Source organism: Soonwooa buanensis, assembly GCF_900167905.1.
In the GTDB taxonomy this organism is placed as follows: Bacteria; Bacteroidota; Bacteroidia; order Flavobacteriales; family Weeksellaceae; genus Soonwooa; species Soonwooa buanensis.
In genome coordinates this window covers 382,292-400,360 of record NZ_FUYZ01000001.1, presented here as the reverse complement: position 1 = coordinate 400,360, position 18,069 = coordinate 382,292, and the positions used below count along the sequence as shown (strand labels likewise).

Sequence of the window (18,069 nt, the reverse complement as noted above, 5' to 3'; positions counted from 1 at the left end):
TAAATTATGAAAAAAAACAATATGAAAAGCAGCGGCGTATAAATATTTCAAAATTTTCTATTATACATTTCACCCCGCATTTTGCCAATACAATGTTATCGGCAGCTGCATTTTACTTTATCGACGATCCTTGTCATCGTGTTCATAAATTTTCTTCATATTCTTTTCTCTTTTTACGATGAGTATAAACCTGAACTAAATAGTAAATTGTACCCAAATATGATGCTCCCAACATTGCATAATTGCTAGTTTTAACGCTACCTTTGTGGGGTGATAAAATAAATAAAATTGGTAACCCAACAATTAATATTACTCCAAGAATTGCGAGAATTAATCCACCTGTAGTTTCATAAATTGTTTTACCAAGTTTTATTTTTTCTTCTTTACTTTTGTTTTCTTCAGAATTTATTTCGTTTACTTTCACTGCAAAATCTGAAACAAAAGCAATAAAATCATCCTTGGTATCATGATCATTATTGTGATAAAACACAAACTTTCTATTCGATTTCAAATTTAGTTTGAATTTATCAAATTGCCTATCTGGTTGAAAAACATAATTTTCAATTTCGTTCCATTTTATTTTATTATCAATTTTGTTTTGAAAAATAAATTGCTTTATCCATTTTCTACTAATTCCATTCTCATCAATTTCAATTTCAATTTCTACAGTGGAGGTAAATTTAGGTAAGTAGAATGCCAAAATCATTATAGGAGCAAAACATAGCATGAAAATTAATGGTTGTCCTTTAGGAATTATTTCATGTTTTGTGATTGAAATTAAAATTATTAAGCCAATCAAAAATGTTAACATAAATGTGACAATGTATAAAAAAGGGGATGTTTGCTTAATTTTATATTTCATAGATGTTTCTTATTGGGAACTTTTTTTTGCAGTTGCCGATAACGGAAAACGCATTGGCGAAGTGGCGGATAAATTGGACGAAAAGTTCAATTTAGCAGTAACATAGCCGATGTGTATAAACGCCAAATCAAAAAGTACAATAATTTAAAGCAAAACGTACAATTTTTCTGAAAATTATAAAAAATAAAGCGTCCAAATAGGACGCTTTTAAATTTAGTTTAAACAACGTTTAATCATTATTCCGATAAATCATTATATCTTCATATCTAGCATTATAAGTCAATTGATTGCCAACAGTCTTAATCGTTGCATCTGCGAATGGATTGCGAGCATAGGAGTGATTCTCCATCCAGTCGCAGAGTTCTATGATTTGTGATTTATTTGATGTAAAATAGAAATACGACTGATCCTCAATAGTTTTCAAAACATTAAGATAGTCCGATAGCTTCCAATAATCGGGACGGCTATATGTAGAGCAATCAGTAGACAAGTAGGGTGGGTCAACTAAAAAAACCACATTTGGATGATTCTTATATTCCTCAAATAAGTTTCTATAGTCCTTTGTTATTCTATCTACACCATCCAAATATCCATCAGCATTATAATCTGAAAGTCTTATTTTATTATAAAATTTTTCCTTTTTAAATGCTTCAAAATTGGTTGCATAGTTCATTGAGAAAAGTAAATTGGATGAAATTGTTACCCAATCGATAAAGCCTTTTTCTTTGGATATTCGGGCGATAATTTCAGCGTGAAGATCATCGTTTAATCTTTCTTTTCGATTGGGATTTTTGGCGCAAATTGGGCGTAAATCAGCTAATAAGGCGTTTGTTTTACCGACATTAGCAATACGCTCCGAATAATTGTCGAAATCATTATAAACGACTTTTGCATCGGGATAATAGTTTTTGACCGTGTGACTGAGTAACCCAGAACCTCCGAAAAGATCAACATAAGTTGCCGTTGGCGAAAACTCGTTTAATGCTGTTTTGAAATGTTTTAAAAAATTTCTTTTTTGCCCCTGAAATGGTAGAGGCGCCTGTGTGTACTGTTTCATAAATATTAGTTTTTAAAATTGTTTATTATTATCTTTGCCTCTCTCACCCCACAAAATGAAAAACCCGCAAGCTCCAGAAGACATAAGTCCTCCGTAGCCTGCGGGTTCATTTTTTAAAGGGGTGAGATTCTTTTTAAAAGCGGAGGATGTTTTTATCCTCTATTCTGTACATCAGTTACAATACCTTTACAAGTCGTTAAAATACTTTGATACAAAGTAAAATCACCTTCTGTGAAATAGTTATTATTAACGTCATACTTGCCAGTATCAGGATAATATGCTCCTGAGATTACATTGTTACCTGTGAAAGGATTATCTCCTCCAGAAACGCCTCTTTGGACGTTAAAATTAATTGCTTGTGGCAATTGTCCTTCTATAAAATTCCATGCGTAATTGACTGTATTATCATTTACGATTTCTCTTGCTTGCACTGTAATTGAAGTGCTGGTGATTTCTAAATTCATTATTTCTAATTTTAATTATTCATAATCTTCTGATGGGAAAGGTGTACTTCGACTTGGTATATTAGAAATGTTAATTGTTTTAAAAATTTCAATAGTAGAAATAACTCTACCATTTTGAAATAGATAAGCTTCACAAAAATAATTAACATTATAACTATTAGTTGACATCTGTGTAAATCCTCCTACGATAGATTGTTTTAAGTATATACCATCGTCTATATGATTACCAAATTTATTCGCTGATGTGTAAAACCCTGCATACTGTGAATTATCTGCGCTTTCGAAATTTCGCCCTTCGTAATATTCATACACTACCGTATCTACATTTAATCCAATATCATATAAAAATTGTGTAGTATCAGTAGCTGGACCTGTCGGAGGATAATTACCAGTATGATATTTTTGCATAATGCTTGCAACTAACTCTGCCAAAATATTCGACTCTATAAAAGATGTCGTGTTTAATTTTCTGAATTTTCTCTTGGTGTAAGATTCAGGCACGTAGCCTGTAAACATAATACCTTGTGAGCCTATACTCGCTACTTTAATTCCATTATCATTATATATGTCGAACGTTACCTTACTTGTGTTTTGGTTAAACCCTAATTCAAAAGTTTTTTGTCCTGTAAGAGGATTGACGAATCTTATCATGCCATTGTCTAACACTTGGAAAGGAGATAGGTATTTTTGAGAATAAGGCTTACCAGCGGCAAAACGAATGCTTTCGCCATTTGGTCGATCTGTAACACCACATATCATTGCATTTGCTCCTAAAACATCACCCACTAAAAGCGTTCCTGTGCCAACTACATTACCTTGTACTGATGTTTGAAGAAAACTTGTTAAATTAGCTACGTTATTGGCTGTATTTATAGCGTTTTGCGCTTGCGCTAATGCTGTTGCAGTATTTGCCGTATTTGTGTCAATTTGCGCTTGCACATCTTCTGGCGCAGGCGTCCAATCGGTTGCCTTGTTACCTTTTTCGAGCTTGATATTTTTAAGCAGAAGCCTTTGTCGTGCATTGAGAAGCTGAATAATCACATAATTATTACTTGCTTGTGTACTTATTGTCAAAGAATATCTTTTCCATACGTTATTGGTATGGATATTTACAGTTTTTGAATCCCCTCCAATTATGGATGAAATCGCGTAATTAGCACCCGACTGAAACAAAGGTTTCACGTCAAAACTGATCGTATATTCGCCTTTTTCTAATTGATTTAACGTTTGAAAAGTTCCGCCATTATTATTTGCGCCATTATCAATTTCGATTGCTTTTTCTGAACTATTCCAATTCAAAAGCTCACCTAAACCTAAGGCATTCCAATGATTTATGTTTTCTTTAAAATCTGTATTTAAAAGTAAATTACGAGCGCCAACTTGGATATTTTCAATTTTTTTATTTTCAATCGCTGTGATTGCATTTTGAAATTTTGAAGTTAATAATGTTAGTGCATCTTTATATTGACTGAATTTTAAATCAACATCCAATTTTTCCGCAGAAGTAGTCATCCCATCTGCAATAGCTGTCGATTTGGGGTCTTTTCTTATATCTTCTTGTTCGAAAGGTTGCGGTAGTTGTTGCGGCATACTTTTGATTATGTTCTTAAATCCCAACGGGATGGAGATTGACGAATGTCATAATGAACAAACGTGTTGTAAAGACCAACACCGCCATTATGCATCTTGCCTTCTTTGATTAAGTTCAGAATTGCGTCATACACTTGTTTTGATGTCATACCTGCGATTCTGATGTCTCCAGCTGAGGCGGTTAAATGTTGAGAAGATGAAGCACCACCAACACTTTTATTATGTTTTGCAGTTCTGTAGCCGCTATTAACAACTATAGGCTTCCCAACGTTATCCCTTAAAGCTTGTAGGTTATTAGCCAATTTTTGGACGTTTGGGATTAGCTTTTCTGGAACCTCATTACCGTCCTTGCAAGCAAATTCTTCTGAGTTAAAATTTTTAGTGAGTTTCACGGTTATTAGTTTTTAAAGAATTGAATCTCCTCCTCGAAGGAGATTCAATTTGGTATAATTGATATGAAAAAATTAAGCAGATGCCGCTTGTTTCAAAAGGAACACACCCTCGAAACCTTTACGTTTTGCACGTCCTCCCATTCTCGCTAAGAATGAATAGATATCGCCGTAATACACTGGATTACCTAAATCTTCGAAGGCTTGTGTTCTACCAATAGCTTTTTCAAGCATGTTTTTGTTCCAGCTGATAATTGCTTCAGAATCGGTAGCTACATTCACAGCTCCAAATGCTTTAATGGTGTTATCACCAGCTACTGTATAAGCACTTGATCTCACGAAAATATTAAAGCCCTGTGCTTTGAACATAACACCCAATCTTCTTTCAGCTTCAGATACGGAAGCCATATAAGTAGCGGTAATAGCAGATTCTACAGGAAACATTTGAGTAGACGCATCGGCAGTAAGTAATACGTTCATATTGCCTTCTTCCCACGAATTTTCTTTGATGTGTGCTGTTTTAAGCACTTGCAAATCTTTAAGAGAATAAGCCTTTCTATTACCAGTTGAGCCCGTCCCTGCTAAGGCTGTCACAACATCAGCTCCAGTAGTCTCCAGAATTTTAGCCGCTGGAAGTGTGTTGTTAGTCCCAACAGGAGAAACAACAAAATTGGTTAACATTCCTTCAGCAACATTTTGAGAAAGATTGCTAACATCTTGACTCAAAACGCTCATACGTTTGTCATAAGAAAGCTCCTTTTTCTCGGCATCATGAATCCAAATAGGGTTGGTAGTATATTCATCAATTTTATATAAAATTTCCGAATCTGTTCTTCTTGCAATTGGAGCAGGGAAAACGCTTCTATTTTTTACTACAGCAGATGGTTCTCCAGCTTGTGGAATGTGAACAATCGTACCATTGATGATATAATCCTCGGATACATCTGAGACTTGCGTTAAAAACGCATTGTCTTTTAATAGTTTTTCTTGTATGGTATCATGCCATACTTCAATTTCTAAAGCCATTTTATGAATGAGTTTTTATGGTTATTAATTCTTAGTTGTTTGGCTTTCTACCATATTGTAGCTCAAAACGCTCGGCGTAATAATCTGGGAAGTCAGCTTTCAATTTTGCTAAATGATTGCCTTTGTCAAGCTCTGCCCAACTAAGTTTTCCGTACTTAGATTCTGCCGAGGCTTCTTCTTCGTCTTGTAATTGATCTTTTAAACTTTTTCGTTTTGGCAAAGATTTTAGAAGCTTCATTGCACTTTCGTGCGACAGCTCTAAGATTGGAGTCTTACCAGCATCATCAATACGTCCATCTTTTACAGCCGCTTCCAGTTCGGCAGTTAATTCGGCCGTATTTCTGTCTTTGTTGGCGGTCTCCAAAGCATCAAACTTTGTTTTGAGTGTGGCATATTCTGTTTTAGAATCGGAAAGCTGTTTTTCAACGGCTTTAATTGCCAATAGGACAGCTTCCTCTGTAGAACCTTCAGCAAGTTGAAGGTGTGTGGTAATTAGTTTCATTGTTTTATCGTTATTGAATGGTTTTGCAGTTTTTAGCGAAAGGCAAAGCGATTTGATTTCCTGTTCTGTGATAGGCTCCTGATTCATATTGAAGAGCGCAATAGCATTTCCGTTACTTGGAACCGCCACGATGGATACTTCGAACAGGATGCATTTTTTAAGTACGATTTTGCCGTTTTCGTTCACCATGTCTTTAGGGTCGAACATAATTCCTAGTGAGCAACCTTTGAGAGTTCCAGCAAGAACTTTTCTCACCACTTCTTTTCCTGCGGTGTCTTCGGTATCAAAGCTTGGTCGCATAAATAGTTTGCCCTCCTTTACTTCGATATCAATCCAAGTTCCTAGAACATCTTTAGTATCATTAGAGTGATTATTCAAGCAAATAGGATTGCCTTCAAATCTCGTTTTCAAATCGATACCTGTAGTATCTACATGAAATCCATAGGAGTTCTTTTCGTTCTGGTCGTTGGTTAGAAATAATGGTGCTTTTGACATGGTTATTATCGCTTTTTGTTTGCTTTTGTTGCTGCAAATTTTCTCTAAAAAACCACGGTGAAAAAGTTGGCAAAGTATCATACCCTAGATTCGGGGGTATGATACCCTGAAAAACGGAGTGTCATAGATTGCCGACTTCGTTAAGCCCCTTTATAGAAGCAATTTTGTCAAAACTAATAACCAAAAAATGGCAAAAAAAGGACGATTAACGAAGGACGAAAAAGAACGATTACAGGAGCACGCCAAACTGTTATACACTCGTGATAATATCACCATACAGAAGGAACTTGCAGAACGTGTCGGCGTTACGGAAAAGACAATTGGCGAATGGATCAAAGATTTAGGTTGGGAAAAGCTAAAGCGAAACTTTGTTCTAACGAGAGAAGAACAGCTTGCAAATCTATTGGATGAGCTGGAGGAACTCAACACCGCAATTAAGAATAAAAAGGAAGGCGAACGTTTTGCGGATTCAAAAGAAGCCAATGTGAGACGTTTTCTTATTCGGGATATCAAAGATTTAGAAACAAAAGCCTTGCTGCCTGAGATCATCAGCGCATTAACTCAGTTCTTGGATTTTGTTCGTAGAAATGATCTTTCTGACGCGCAAATGATTTCCAAGTACGTTGATTCTTTCATTAAATCTAAACTCAGATAAAATGGCTTTTGTAAAACAACAAACAAAGGACGACAAACTGGCTTTAGATTTCTGGGATGAGTATTACAAAAACCTCAGTAATACTGATTTGGTAGATAAGTTTGAGGATGAAGACTTGAAACATCAACGGATTGCAAAATTAGAAGCCGACCCAGAGGAATGGTTTAAATACTATTTTCATAAGTATTGTACGCATGAGCCGATGCCTTTTCATAAACGATCTACCAAAAGAGTTCTCAATAATCCTGAATTTTATGAGGTAAGACCATGGTCAAGAGAGTTGTCGAAATCGGGTCGGGCAATGATGGAATTTATCTACCTAGCATTAACAGGGAAGAAGAAATTTATTATTCTAGGATCAGCGACCAACGAATCCGCAGTTAAACTTTTAAAGCCTTTCAAATTGGCTTTTGAGAAAAACCAAAGGATCATCAATGACTATGGAACTCAACAGAACTATGGGCATTGGCGAGAAGATCAGTTCACCATCAGAAGAGGCGCCATGTTTATTGCTGTTGGAGCTGGTAATGCTCCACGTGGTGCAAGAAATGAAGAAGTAAGACCCGATGCTATTTTAATGGATGACTTCGACACCGATGAAGCATGTCGAAATGAAGAGACAGTAGAAAAAAATTGGAGTTGGTTTGAAAAGGCGTTATACGCTACTAGGTCTATTTCTAGTCCGCTGTTGGTTTTGTTTAACGGAAACATTATCGCAGAAAACTGCTGTATAAAGAAAGCCATGGAGATGGCTGATTTCTACGAGATCGTTAACATTCGAGATGAAAACGGAAAGTCTACTTGGCCGAATAAAAATACCGAAGAACTTATTGATAGGGTTCTTTCTAAAATTTCAATGGCATCCATCCAAGGCGAATACTTTAACAATCCGATAGTTCTTGGTAAGGTCTTTAAAGAAATTTACTTCGGAAAAATGCAACCGCTTAACAAGTACAAGTACTTAGTGGCTTATACCGATCCTTCATATAAAGGGGGTAAAAAAAATGACTTTAAAGCAACGATGCTCATTGGAAAATGGAAAGATCAATATCATATCATTTGGGCAAGGTGCGCACAGACTTCTACAGATGAAATGGTAGAATGGCAATACGATATTTTAAAATTTGTCAACGACAAAGCAGCCGTGTATCTGTACATAGAATATCCGAGCATTGACGAACCTTTGAAAAGATCATTAAAGAAAAAAAACAAAAAGCACAATCGTGTGTTGAGTTTGAAAGCTGATGAAAGAGATAAACCTGATAAATTCTACAGAATAGAATCTAATCTTGAACCACTCAACAGAAATGGTCATTTGATTTTTAATGAAGAGTTGGAAGGAACTCCACAAATGAAAGAAATAGAATTTCAGTTCAAAGCTCTTTCTCCAAAAAGTCGAGCACATGACGATGCTCCTGATGCAGTTGAAGGTGGAGTATGGATTATCAATCATAAACAACACCTATTTCAGCAAAGCGCACCTCCCAAAGTATTTAACCTTAAAAAAACTAAAAACCGATATTAACCATGAGCCAATACATTACCGTTGCGGAGCTGAAAACGCACGCCTACGACGAAGAGATAGAAGCAATTATAAGAAGTGATGAAACCATCGCTATTGCGGCCATTGATATGGCAATAGAATATGCAGAATCTTTCCTAGCAAAAATTTACGATACAGAAACAATTTTCGCCAAAGTTGGAGACCAACGCAGTACACTATTGGTGGAGTTTATCAAAGATATTGCGATGTGGAAGCTAATTGGATTAGCAAATCCATCCATTGACTATGAAGATAAAGAGAAGCGTTTCAACATGGCGAATTCATGGTTGAAATCCGTCTACAAAGGAATGCCTGCCAATTTACCAAAAAAAGAGCTGGAACCAAACAAAAGTACTTCGTTCAGCTTTAAGTCTAATCCCAAAAGAGAAAACCGATACTAGCCATGAAGACAAAAAGACAAATAGGATTCCGAACCGCATCATTAAAAAAACAAGATTCACAAGGCGCAAAAATTTCGCAAGTCATGATCGTCCAACCGCCAAAGCGTGATGCAATGGATATTAGCGGCGTTGTTTCGGGGATTAAATCTGCCGATAAAGGAAAACGTGCGAAATTATATGATGTTTTTGAAAACATTATAAAAGACCCTGTAATCGGTGAAGCAGTACGTAAAAGAATTCGTCAAGTAACCAATGGCGGTTTGCAGTTTGCCAACGACAATAAGGAAGTTGACGAGATGACAGACTTCATCAAGTCGCCTGCATTTCGAATTATGCTTCGTGAAATATTGCTGACTCGTTTTTTTGGAAAAACGGTTCTTGAACTTGGATTTGTTGACGGTTTTACCGTTGACAAAATCGCTCGTAAAAATCTTGATACAGCGAAGAAAATTATTTTAAAAGAGCTGTCAGATGAGACAGGATGGAGTTATGAAAACGATGACTTTCTTCTCAATGTAGGTGAAGATGACGATTTGGGATTATTAATGGAAGCAGCACCATTTGCTATTTTCAAACGAAATGGCGGTTCGGATTACGCTGAATTCTGTGAGCTTTGGGGCATTCCTATTTTATCAGCATTATACGATCCTGAAGACGAAAATGGAAGGGAAGAAATGGAAGCAACCATGGAGAAAAGAGGTGCAGGCGGTTCTGTTGTTGCTAGTAAAAATTCAGAAATTAATTCTATTTCTTCCACAGCCAATGGCGCAGTACATAAAGAGTTTTTAGAGTGGTTGGACGAACAAATATTAATTGGATTAGCAGGTCAAACCATGACAACTAAGGAAGGTTCCAGTAGAGCCCAAGGCGAAGTCCACGCCGACACTGTATCCGATATTTTTGAAGATGATCGAGAATATGTTATCGAGGTTTTGAATCATCAACTTTTACCAAGATTGGAAAAGAGAGGTTTTCCCGTTGGAAATGGTTGGTTCCTATATCCACAAAAAGACGATTTATCGCTGAAAGAAAAAATGGATATCGCCGAAAAAGTAGATGCAAATACAGAAGACGGCGTAGACGAAGATTGGTGGTTTGAAGCATCAGGACTTCCACGCTCGAAAAAGAAAAAAAACAATCCATCTGAAGAGACTGAGCAAGAAGAAGATGACGATGACACGCCAGAACCTGACCCAAAAGAAAAAAAGAAGCCAGCCAAAACAAAGGTCAAAGCAAAAGAATTATCACTTTTTGAAAAGATGATGAATTTTTTCGACCACGCTCCGCAGTAGATTTTTATCTATATGCGGAGCTGGATTGGCTGCAACTCGATAACGAGTACAAAAATATTTGTGAACATGGTCATTTTCTTTCGCACGGAAAACAGCCAGATTGGGCAGATTTGTTAGCGGCTGAATGGATCAAAAAAATTGAATCTGTTTATCAAAACAAAGCTTATGACGGTACGCCAAGCAAGCCTATAATAACCAAAATAGGGCGTGAGCTCATCAAACCTATTGATGAAGAGTTTGGAGTTGGAATAGATTACAATAGTCCAGATTATGTGATGCGTGAAGTGTTGAAGCATAACGTTTGGCAGTTTTCAGTGGCAAAGAATCACAATGATAATGCACGGTTAAATAATCTTTTATTGCGTCCAGATGGAAGTCTACGCCCTTGGAGTGAGTTTAAAAGGGAAGCATTATTTGTTGTTGGAGAATCGAATCGTTATCTAAAAACCGAGTACGACACCATTGTTGCTGGTGCGCAAATGTCAAGGCTTTGGATGGAGATTCAGCGAGATAAACACATCTTTCCGTATGTTCAGTTGATTGTTGTACAGGATGACCACACCAGCGAAATATGTTCGCCATTACACAATCTTATTTTTGAAGTAGATGATCCTGTACTGGCATTTTATTTTCCGCCCAATCATTTCAACTGTAGAACTGGAGCCAAGAAACTACGCTACGGAAAACCAAGCGATAATTTTACGTTACCAAAAATCCCTGAAGCTTTTCAAAACAATGTAGGTGTTACAGGTAAGATTTTTACCGATAAGAATAAGTACATAGAAAATACACCTAATGATGTTTTGAAAGATGCGGACGAACTTTCCAGACGATTTGAAAAGTATCAGCGATTAAAAGATGATTCTAATTATTATGATGTAGAATTTGGTGATAATTCTGGTTTGAAGGCAACACATAAAGAACATACTTTTAATAGCGACACTGGAAAGTACGAAAAAGAAGCTAGAGATATTCTTTTCAATGAAGGTAATGAAATTATCATGCTATCAGAAAAAGCACCTGAAGGAGTTAAAACCCCTGACGGTTTATTGAATGAAAAAGTTGCTGACATTAAAACAGTATTGGGAAATAAGGGCACTATTGGCAAAAACTCCATTATTGACAAGATAAAGCAAGGGAACAGTCAAGGTTGTGAAATAGTCATTCTTCAGTTTCCTAAAGAATCTGTCCATTTATTTGAAAAAGTAGATTTAGAAGAAGATTTCAAATCATCCAAAAAACTTTTAATGTCAAGGAATAAGGAAATTAAAATAAAAGAGGTTTGGGTAATACTGGATAAAGAAATAAAAAAGTTCAGCTATTAAAAACTGAACTTTCGGGGGATACAACTAAATCGCTTTAGCTAAATCCCATACAAATATACAAAACTTTTTAAATATCAATTAAATCATGTTTAAATCAGCAGAAGAAGCCATGCGAAAGTTTCAAGATAAGATGGCCACAACATTACGAGAACTTCCACCTATTATTGGAGAAGCGGCGGTAAATTTCACAATTGATAATTTCGAACGTCAGGCGTGGCTAGGAGACAATACGGAGAATTGGCAAAAAAGAAAAAACCCAACCAAATGGGGAAAAGCCGATGACACAGGACGTGCGTTGCTAGTGAAGACCTCCAAGTTAAAGCGAAGTATTCGTATATCGCGCATTGTTGAAAATGCTGTCTACGTTCACGCTGGTGGCGAGGATGTTCCATACGCTAAAGTTCATAATGAAGGTTTCCGTGGAAAAGTGGAACAAAAAGTAAAGGCGCACACGCGAAAAATGAAAGATGGAAAAACCGTTGGGGTTTCTGAATTTGAACGAAGCATTCAACAAAATATTCCCAAACGAAAATTTATCGGACATGAATCTGAATCGCCGTATTTACGAGCCAAAATAAGACGTGAAACTTTAGCACACATAAGAAATCGAATGAAAACTATTTAAAATTAATACCATGAAAAAACTATACTTGCAGTTGCTAGAACTGTTTTCAGAAATCACCGAAATAAAATATATTGATCTCAACTACGGACAACTTCAAGAAGAAAAACCACCACTATCTTATCCCGCCGTTCTCATTAATCTAAGTTCGCAAACGATTGATGATGTACAAGATGTCTTTCAAATCTTATCTGGACAAATGGAATTAACTGTTGTCTATAAAATGGCTGGAGAAAGCAACGGAAATGCCCCAAAGGAAACACAAGAATTTGCCTTAAGGTATTTGGATTTATCCGAAAAAATCTATAAAAAATTACAAGGTTTTGAAGCTAATGGTTTTGATAGTTTTACCCGAAATAGCATCCGAGATGTTACGCTGAGAAAAGGTCTAAAGACAGCTGTAATGACTTTTGAGACGAGCTGGCGTGAAGATACTTCCAGTTCATAAAAGGATAGCGTTGTGAGAGTTGTTTTTCGGTGATATTGTTGCGCTCCAGGTTGGAGACAATATCAGAGTTTTCTGAAAGCAAATCGCAAATGGTAGATTCTGTAATATCGAACTCTTGATCAAGCAGTTCTAAGCACTTTGAGAATTTCAAACCAACAATACAACTATACCAATAAAACCGTGCCGACAATCGATGATTTCGGCGGTTGATATGAAGAGAAGAACGTCCTTTTAAAACGGTTGATTGCTGCATAAGCACAAAAATAAAAAAACGCCTGACTTAAAGCAAGTTGGCGTTTTTTGTTATTTTTGAAGTATGGAAATTCATATAGATTATAACAGTGATTCATTATCAAAGTATTATGATAGATTTTATTATAAATTTGATTGCTGTAAAACTTTTATTGATTTTGAATTAGTTAATAAAGCGTATATAAAAAACAGATACAATCATGGGACGTTTCATGATTTTATGAGACTTCTAAATATTGAATTTGATAGAAAACAATTAGAAAAAGAATATGAAACCGCTTTTAATGTGTTGCAAATGTGCGAGAAATGGGAAGATATTATATTGACTAAAGATATTTTCCCAAAAATTCAATTTGATATTATAATAGATAGTTTAACGACTGCAGACGAAATCAAATTAAAAGATTTAGTATTAAATATTGATGATGACCTTCTTAATTATTTATTCCCACCAAACAATTTCAACGATAGAACATGTGTAAGAAAAACGCGAAGCTTACGTCAATCCAATGATTTTATTATTCCTCGGATTGAAAAGAAATTTCAAAATAATGTCGGAAAATACTTTAAAATTGATGTTAACGATTTTTTTGCTATTCCATTTTCAGAAGAAAACTTAAGAATAGTGGAAGATTATTATAAAAAAGCCCACAATTAAGTGGGCTTTTTGTGGTAAAACTTATTGGTAATATTCTAATTTAGTTTAACAATTTTTCCTAAAATACTTCCGTTACTATCTACAGTCATTGTGTATTTTCCAAGTACTTTGTTTCCTAGACTATTCGCTCCATAAGTGTCAAAATAAACAGAATACGCAACAATGATTTCACTTTCTTTAGATGATAGTTTTGAAAGCTCTTCTCGGCGTTTTACTAAAGTTTCACCAAATTGTTTTTTTTCTTTTTTTGAAAAGGCAGGACTGTTTAAAATAACTTCCAATTGGGTGATTTTATTTATTAAATCTGAATTTCTTGTAATCGGTTCAGACCATATTTTTTTTAATTCATAGCTATAAGGGTCTTTGAAAGTTTCTTGCACAAATTTAGTTTCAAAATAAGATTTGGCCATATTTTGTATACTATCTTGTGACAATTGTGCGAAAGCAAAATTTGAGATAAGTAAAAAGAATAATATTTTTTTCATAATATAAATTTTAAAGGTTTAAAGATAATAAAAAACCTGCCTTTCGGCAGGCGTTTATAAAAGTAGTCAAAGAATTATTTTGTTAGACTTAAAAAGCTTTTAATTTCCTTTTCAAAAACATTCAGATACATGGTTTCCTCGCTTTGCAGTTCTCCATCTTTTGTCGCTGTAAAGCTGCTTACTGAAAATGCAGGTTCTGAGATTAAAAATTCTTCACTAGCTGGAACTACAAAGAAAAAAGCTTTCACTTCATAACCTTTCTTCTGTAGAAAGTTGATAACGTCCATTTGTGGCAAGTGCATTTTTATTTCCATTTTGATGAGGTCTGGTTTTATTTCGGTGAGGTGAATCATTTCTTCTTTTTCTTTTCTTTTTTGTCAATTTCTTTCTGTAGGTCTCTGTGCATTTTTTCTGTAGATAATAGCTCTCTTGCTTTTCTTGGAACAAACGCAGATTTCCCAATCGCATTAAACTTTTCTTGCAGTTCTTGCGGAAGCTCGTGAAAGTATTTCCCATTGGTCGTTTCAGGTTTTTTAACCTTTCTTCTTTGAGTAATTAGTTTCTCACGAGTAGCTGACTTATAATCAAGGTATTTATCTGCCCATTCCATTATCGAAAAAGTATCAAACTTATATACCTTACCAAATTCGCCCTGTCTTGCCATTTTGAACATTAATACAAGATCATCTAAAGAATCAGTTTTAAACTTCTCATAAAGATCACCTGCAAGGATTTGAATTTGGTAGCCTTCCAGTTCCTTGCCTGTAACTTCAAGGAAAAACTCAATCACTCGTATAATCTGTTTTATTACATCTACTTTACTTCCTTGAGTTACAATAAGCGGACTTTTCTTAATACTATCAGTAACCGTTAGATTTTGTTCCAATTTTACAAGCGTATTGAAAACCTGTTTAATCTCCGTACATTGCTGTAAGGTCATCAGTGTTGTTTGCTGAGGTTCTTGTTTTATTAAGCTTTGCGAAGTATTTTGCATATTGCTTTGGGTTTTCTTTGATTGCTAAAATGAAATTCAAATATTTCTCGGTGTTACTGGGTCGAAAGAGAGTAGTGGGACAAAGATGCTGGTTCATTACCTCGTTATTCTTCCAGTCTAGTGTTTTTACCTGTACAATTTCTTTGAGTTCTTGAATTGTATAACCGTCTTTCAGTCTTGCCGATATTGGTGTGATGTTGCTCTTTATCGGCTTAAATCTTTTACCTGCCAATTCATTAAGAAGGTTTAAGATTTCTATTTCGGGAGTGATGGTTTCTGTATTCATATTTTTGCTCCTTTAATTAAAGCTCTTATATTAATTGATTTATGAGGATTTATTTTAAAACTATCTGTCATCAGATTATAATTATACTGAGGTTTTACATATCCTTTATTGGTAAATTTCTCTACGCAATCGGGGCAAATGCAACCGCTTTTAATTTCATACTTTCCTCGATATAGAAAATTGTAGTATATGTCTAAATCAATAGATTTTATCAACTGTAATGAGTTGTCAAAAAAGGCATCAAACCCCGTCACGATACTTCCGTAGAAATAAGGCTTACTTAAAACTTTATATATCCCAGTTTCATAACCTGTAATCTTTGATAGTCCCTTATTAATATAGATATGTTCTTCCTCATTTGGATAATCTATATTCGGAAAGTTATTCTCACAGACTTCACAAACAGTGTAGAAATACTCTATGTAACATTCTTCACAATAGGCTTCTTTTTCTTCAAATGCTGGAAAATCATAACTTTTAATTAAGTTAGCAGAACATCTACAACATTCAAACTCTTGCTGTTTCAAGATTTCAAATTCTTTGGAAGAAATATCAAAACCAGATGTATAGTTTTGGTTTTTTCTAAGGACTCTTTTACTAATTGTTTTCATATCACGTAAATTCTAATCGTTTGTCATTCTTTTTAATTGTGGTTTTGAAAGGGAAACCATCTTTAGGAACTTGACTTATTAAGTCCATTAATGTTTTTGATCCTGTAAAAACCACTCGTTTGTTTTCGTTGACTTCAATTTGTAAAGTGAGATACTTTGTTCCTGCTTTCTTTGTTGAATCTTTGATTTCAAAACCAAGAACTGCTATTTCAATATTCAAGACATCGTCAACGTCCATTTTCTTGCCTATAAATGTGTTTTCCTTTGGCTTTATTTTAAAGTCGCTAAAGTTGAACATTCGGGTATTAGTTTTTTCATTAAGTTTTTTGAATCACAGTGCTTTGTCCAGCCTGTGTACGATGCGATTGACTCTTTGCGAGGTTTTCTTTTAAGCATTCTCGCAAAACGTTTTTTAATACTTTTCCGTAGTCGTACGTGAGTGTGGAAGTGAACATATCCAACGAAATCAATTCCACGAGCTTCAACTGGAAAGACTTGCCAATTGTCTTTAACTTCAAGAAGTAAATTCAAATCGAAATAGTCTTTAATAACATTTAAAACCCTGTGCAAATAGTCTTTATCTTTGTGTAAAATCACGATATCGTCGGCATATCTGAAGTAATACTTTACTCTCAATTGTTCTTTTATCCAGTGGTCAAAATATGTTAGATAAAAGTTGGCTAAATATTGAGACAAATAATTTCCAATTGGGAGACCAGGTGCAGAATCAATAATATCATCAAGTAGCCATAACAGGTCGTTATCTTTAAACTTTCTTCGTAGTAACGTTTTTAAAATGTCATGGTCGATGTTCGGATAAAATTTCTTGATGTCAAGCTTTAGGCAGTAAGTAGTTTCTTCAACGTTTTTCAATGCTTTTCTAAGATTGAAAGATGCTTTGTGAATTCCACGCCCTTTGATGCAAGAATAAGAATCCGCCGTAAAAACCGCCACGAAAATAGGTTCTAAAACGTTCATTATCGCATGATGGCAAATTCTATCGGGAAAGTATGGAAGTCGGAAAACTTCACGTTCTTTGGGTTCATGAACTTTAAAAATATCGTATTCCGATGTTTTGTAAGTTTTTGAAATCAGCATATTGTGAAGCTTCAAGATGTTTTCTTCTTTGTTTTTGTTATGAAGAACCACACCGTATTGTTTTGCCTTGCCTTTTTGTGCTTTTTCATCCGCAATCATCAAGTTTTCAATACTTATTATGCGTTGAAATATATTGTTAATTCTTTTCATATCAATTTCCTTTGCTTTTAAAAAAGTCGTTTTCGGAAATCCTACTAACGCCTTTTGGAAAGTTTGTTGTTTTTTAGCGAGAGCTAAGGTTTGTGATGTTTTATTTTTTTTTGCATAGGTGAGAGCTGCAATTCGAATTCGAGTTCTGATTATCGGAGTTGTTGAACGAGAACCGACCAGACGAGGACGAACTAAAACCCAAACATCACACAACCTATTTTTTATTTTTTATCATCAAATAGGCCTGTGACCAATATAAAAATGATGAAGAAGAGAAGAACTTCCATATTAATCCTCAATTACATAGTAATCTCTGTACAAATCAAAGAACTGTTCTGCGGCATAATCTGCTAATTCTGACGATTTGAAGCAAAGGCGAGAGCCGCAATCCGAATACGAGCGCTGAAGAACGGAGCCGTCGAACGAGAACCGACCAGACGAGGACGAACCTTTCTCATTATCCGTATTAAAATCAAACCATAGAAACCACTTATCCGATTTTCCATTTGTCCAGTTTGGAGTCCATCCTTCATTAAGAGCTTTAGCAATAATTACTAATTTGAAATGCGCTTCATGCGCTTTTTGCTCCTTTTCTTCTAAGAATGAAAAATCAGGTGTAGTTGGTTGAATACCTAAAACGCTACAAGCGTCTTCAAAACTTTTTACTTTTTCTTTAATGTTTGCCATTGTTTCTATTTTTTTTAATTGTTAATTTCTTTCACAAAAATTTCTGCTGCTTCCATAGGTTCAGCTCCTATTTCATAATCTTCTAAAAATGCATCCTTGTCAATAAATCCATGATATCCTAATCCTCGAACAAATTCGACAAACGCATCATACCATTCTTCAAAAGACTTTTCCATT

At 35.1% G+C, this 18,069-nt stretch carries 25 protein-coding genes; 9 read left to right on the top strand and 16 right to left on the bottom strand.

Features of this window, described 5'->3' with window-relative positions; translation table 11 throughout:
• Positions 1-142 precede the first annotated feature (142 nt).
• Positions 143-706, bottom strand: coding sequence for a hypothetical protein (locus B5X62_RS01985; protein ID WP_079665704.1), 564 nt, complete (start codon positions 704-706; stop codon positions 143-145).
• Between the two features lie 19 nt (positions 707-725).
• Here B5X62_RS01985 and B5X62_RS15510 point away from each other — a divergent pair, with 19 nt between their 5' ends.
• On the top strand, positions 726-968 hold the full coding sequence (locus B5X62_RS15510; RefSeq protein WP_079665703.1) for a hypothetical protein: 243 nt from the start codon (positions 726-728) through the stop codon (positions 966-968).
• A gap of 123 nt (positions 969-1,091) precedes the next feature.
• Here the strand turns inward: B5X62_RS15510 and B5X62_RS01975 are convergent, their stop codons facing one another.
• The 6 genes from B5X62_RS01975 to B5X62_RS01950 form a co-directional block, all read right to left on the bottom strand.
• Complete coding sequence (locus tag B5X62_RS01975) at positions 1,092-1,919, bottom strand: DNA adenine methylase (RefSeq protein WP_079665702.1); 828 nt, start codon at positions 1,917-1,919, stop codon at positions 1,092-1,094.
• A 152-nt stretch (positions 1,920-2,071) separates the two neighbouring features.
• On the bottom strand, positions 2,072-2,383 hold the full coding sequence (locus B5X62_RS01970; RefSeq protein WP_079665701.1) for a hypothetical protein: 312 nt from the start codon (positions 2,381-2,383) through the stop codon (positions 2,072-2,074).
• A gap of 15 nt (positions 2,384-2,398) precedes the next feature.
• Positions 2,399-3,973, bottom strand: coding sequence for a hypothetical protein (locus B5X62_RS01965; RefSeq protein ID WP_144038269.1), 1,575 nt, complete (start codon positions 3,971-3,973; stop codon positions 2,399-2,401).
• Positions 3,974-3,981: 8 nt separating this feature from the next.
• Positions 3,982-4,365 (bottom strand): YcbK family protein, encoded by a 384-nt coding sequence (locus B5X62_RS01960; RefSeq protein WP_079665699.1) that lies wholly within the window; start codon positions 4,363-4,365, stop codon positions 3,982-3,984.
• A 72-nt stretch (positions 4,366-4,437) separates the two neighbouring features.
• A complete protein-coding gene (locus B5X62_RS01955; protein WP_079665698.1) occupies positions 4,438-5,388 on the bottom strand; it encodes a hypothetical protein in 951 nt (316 codons plus the stop codon).
• Positions 5,389-5,419: 31 nt separating this feature from the next.
• On the bottom strand, positions 5,420-6,385 hold the full coding sequence (locus B5X62_RS01950; protein WP_079665697.1) for an HK97 family phage prohead protease: 966 nt from the start codon (positions 6,383-6,385) through the stop codon (positions 5,420-5,422).
• 187 nt (positions 6,386-6,572) lie between these two features.
• Between B5X62_RS01950 and B5X62_RS01945 the strand changes: the two genes are divergently transcribed.
• The 8 genes from B5X62_RS01945 to B5X62_RS01910 all read left to right on the top strand — a co-directional run bounded on the left by B5X62_RS01945 (position 6,573) and on the right by B5X62_RS01910 (position 13,581).
• Positions 6,573-7,040 carry a transcriptional regulator gene (locus tag B5X62_RS01945; protein ID WP_079665696.1) on the top strand — a complete coding sequence of 156 codons (468 nt, stop codon included), beginning with the start codon at positions 6,573-6,575 and terminating at the stop codon, positions 7,038-7,040.
• A 1-nt stretch (position 7,041) separates the two neighbouring features.
• Positions 7,042-8,565 (top strand): hypothetical protein, encoded by a 1,524-nt coding sequence (locus tag B5X62_RS01940; protein ID WP_079665695.1) that lies wholly within the window; start codon positions 7,042-7,044, stop codon positions 8,563-8,565.
• A gap of 2 nt (positions 8,566-8,567) precedes the next feature.
• Positions 8,568-8,984 (top strand): DUF1320 family protein, encoded by a 417-nt coding sequence (locus B5X62_RS01935; protein WP_079665694.1) that lies wholly within the window; start codon positions 8,568-8,570, stop codon positions 8,982-8,984.
• A gap of 2 nt (positions 8,985-8,986) precedes the next feature.
• The gene (locus B5X62_RS01930) at positions 8,987-10,276 is read left to right on the top strand and encodes a phage portal protein family protein (RefSeq protein WP_079665693.1); all 1,290 of its coding nucleotides are present in this window, start codon (positions 8,987-8,989) and stop codon (positions 10,274-10,276) included.
• A 110-nt stretch (positions 10,277-10,386) separates the two neighbouring features.
• On the top strand, positions 10,387-11,601 hold the full coding sequence (locus tag B5X62_RS01925; RefSeq protein ID WP_079665692.1) for a minor capsid protein: 1,215 nt from the start codon (positions 10,387-10,389) through the stop codon (positions 11,599-11,601).
• Positions 11,602-11,686: 85 nt separating this feature from the next.
• Complete coding sequence (locus tag B5X62_RS01920) at positions 11,687-12,226, top strand: phage virion morphogenesis family protein (protein ID WP_079665691.1); 540 nt, start codon at positions 11,687-11,689, stop codon at positions 12,224-12,226.
• A gap of 10 nt (positions 12,227-12,236) precedes the next feature.
• Positions 12,237-12,671, top strand: a complete 435-nt coding sequence (locus B5X62_RS01915; protein ID WP_079665690.1) for a hypothetical protein — start codon at positions 12,237-12,239, stop codon at positions 12,669-12,671.
• A 316-nt stretch (positions 12,672-12,987) separates the two neighbouring features.
• Positions 12,988-13,581: a hypothetical protein gene (locus B5X62_RS01910; RefSeq protein ID WP_079665689.1), complete on the top strand. Its 594-nt coding sequence runs from the start codon at positions 12,988-12,990 to the stop codon at positions 13,579-13,581.
• Positions 13,582-13,616: 35 nt separating this feature from the next.
• Here B5X62_RS01910 and B5X62_RS01905 read toward each other — a convergent pair whose 3' ends face one another.
• From B5X62_RS01905 to B5X62_RS15505, 9 genes are all read right to left on the bottom strand, one after another.
• Positions 13,617-14,066, bottom strand: a complete 450-nt coding sequence (locus B5X62_RS01905) for a hypothetical protein (RefSeq protein WP_079665688.1) — start codon at positions 14,064-14,066, stop codon at positions 13,617-13,619.
• 74 nt (positions 14,067-14,140) lie between these two features.
• Positions 14,141-14,419: a hypothetical protein gene (locus B5X62_RS01900; protein ID WP_079665687.1), complete on the bottom strand. Its 279-nt coding sequence runs from the start codon at positions 14,417-14,419 to the stop codon at positions 14,141-14,143.
• Positions 14,416-15,006 (bottom strand): hypothetical protein, encoded by a 591-nt coding sequence (locus B5X62_RS01895; RefSeq protein ID WP_144038268.1) that lies wholly within the window; start codon positions 15,004-15,006, stop codon positions 14,416-14,418. Before B5X62_RS01895 ends, B5X62_RS01900 begins: the two co-directional genes overlap by 4 nt.
• Complete coding sequence (locus B5X62_RS01890) at positions 14,978-15,346, bottom strand: conserved phage C-terminal domain-containing protein (RefSeq protein WP_079665685.1); 369 nt, start codon at positions 15,344-15,346, stop codon at positions 14,978-14,980. Before B5X62_RS01890 ends, B5X62_RS01895 begins: the two co-directional genes overlap by 29 nt.
• The gene (locus tag B5X62_RS01885) at positions 15,343-15,957 is read right to left on the bottom strand and encodes a hypothetical protein (protein WP_079665684.1); all 615 of its coding nucleotides are present in this window, start codon (positions 15,955-15,957) and stop codon (positions 15,343-15,345) included. Before B5X62_RS01885 ends, B5X62_RS01890 begins: the two co-directional genes overlap by 4 nt.
• Position 15,958: 1 nt before the next feature.
• Positions 15,959-16,195 carry a hypothetical protein gene (locus tag B5X62_RS01880; RefSeq protein WP_221405199.1) on the bottom strand — a complete coding sequence of 79 codons (237 nt, stop codon included), beginning with the start codon at positions 16,193-16,195 and terminating at the stop codon, positions 15,959-15,961.
• A 32-nt stretch (positions 16,196-16,227) separates the two neighbouring features.
• Positions 16,228-17,205 (bottom strand): RNA-directed DNA polymerase, encoded by a 978-nt coding sequence (locus B5X62_RS01875; RefSeq protein WP_079665943.1) that lies wholly within the window; start codon positions 17,203-17,205, stop codon positions 16,228-16,230.
• Between the two features lie 288 nt (positions 17,206-17,493).
• Complete coding sequence (locus B5X62_RS01870; protein WP_079665682.1) at positions 17,494-17,892, bottom strand: hypothetical protein; 399 nt, start codon at positions 17,890-17,892, stop codon at positions 17,494-17,496.
• Between the two features lie 14 nt (positions 17,893-17,906).
• A complete protein-coding gene (locus B5X62_RS15505; RefSeq protein WP_159447618.1) occupies positions 17,907-18,068 on the bottom strand; it encodes a hypothetical protein in 162 nt (53 codons plus the stop codon).
• Position 18,069: the final 1 nt, after the last annotated feature.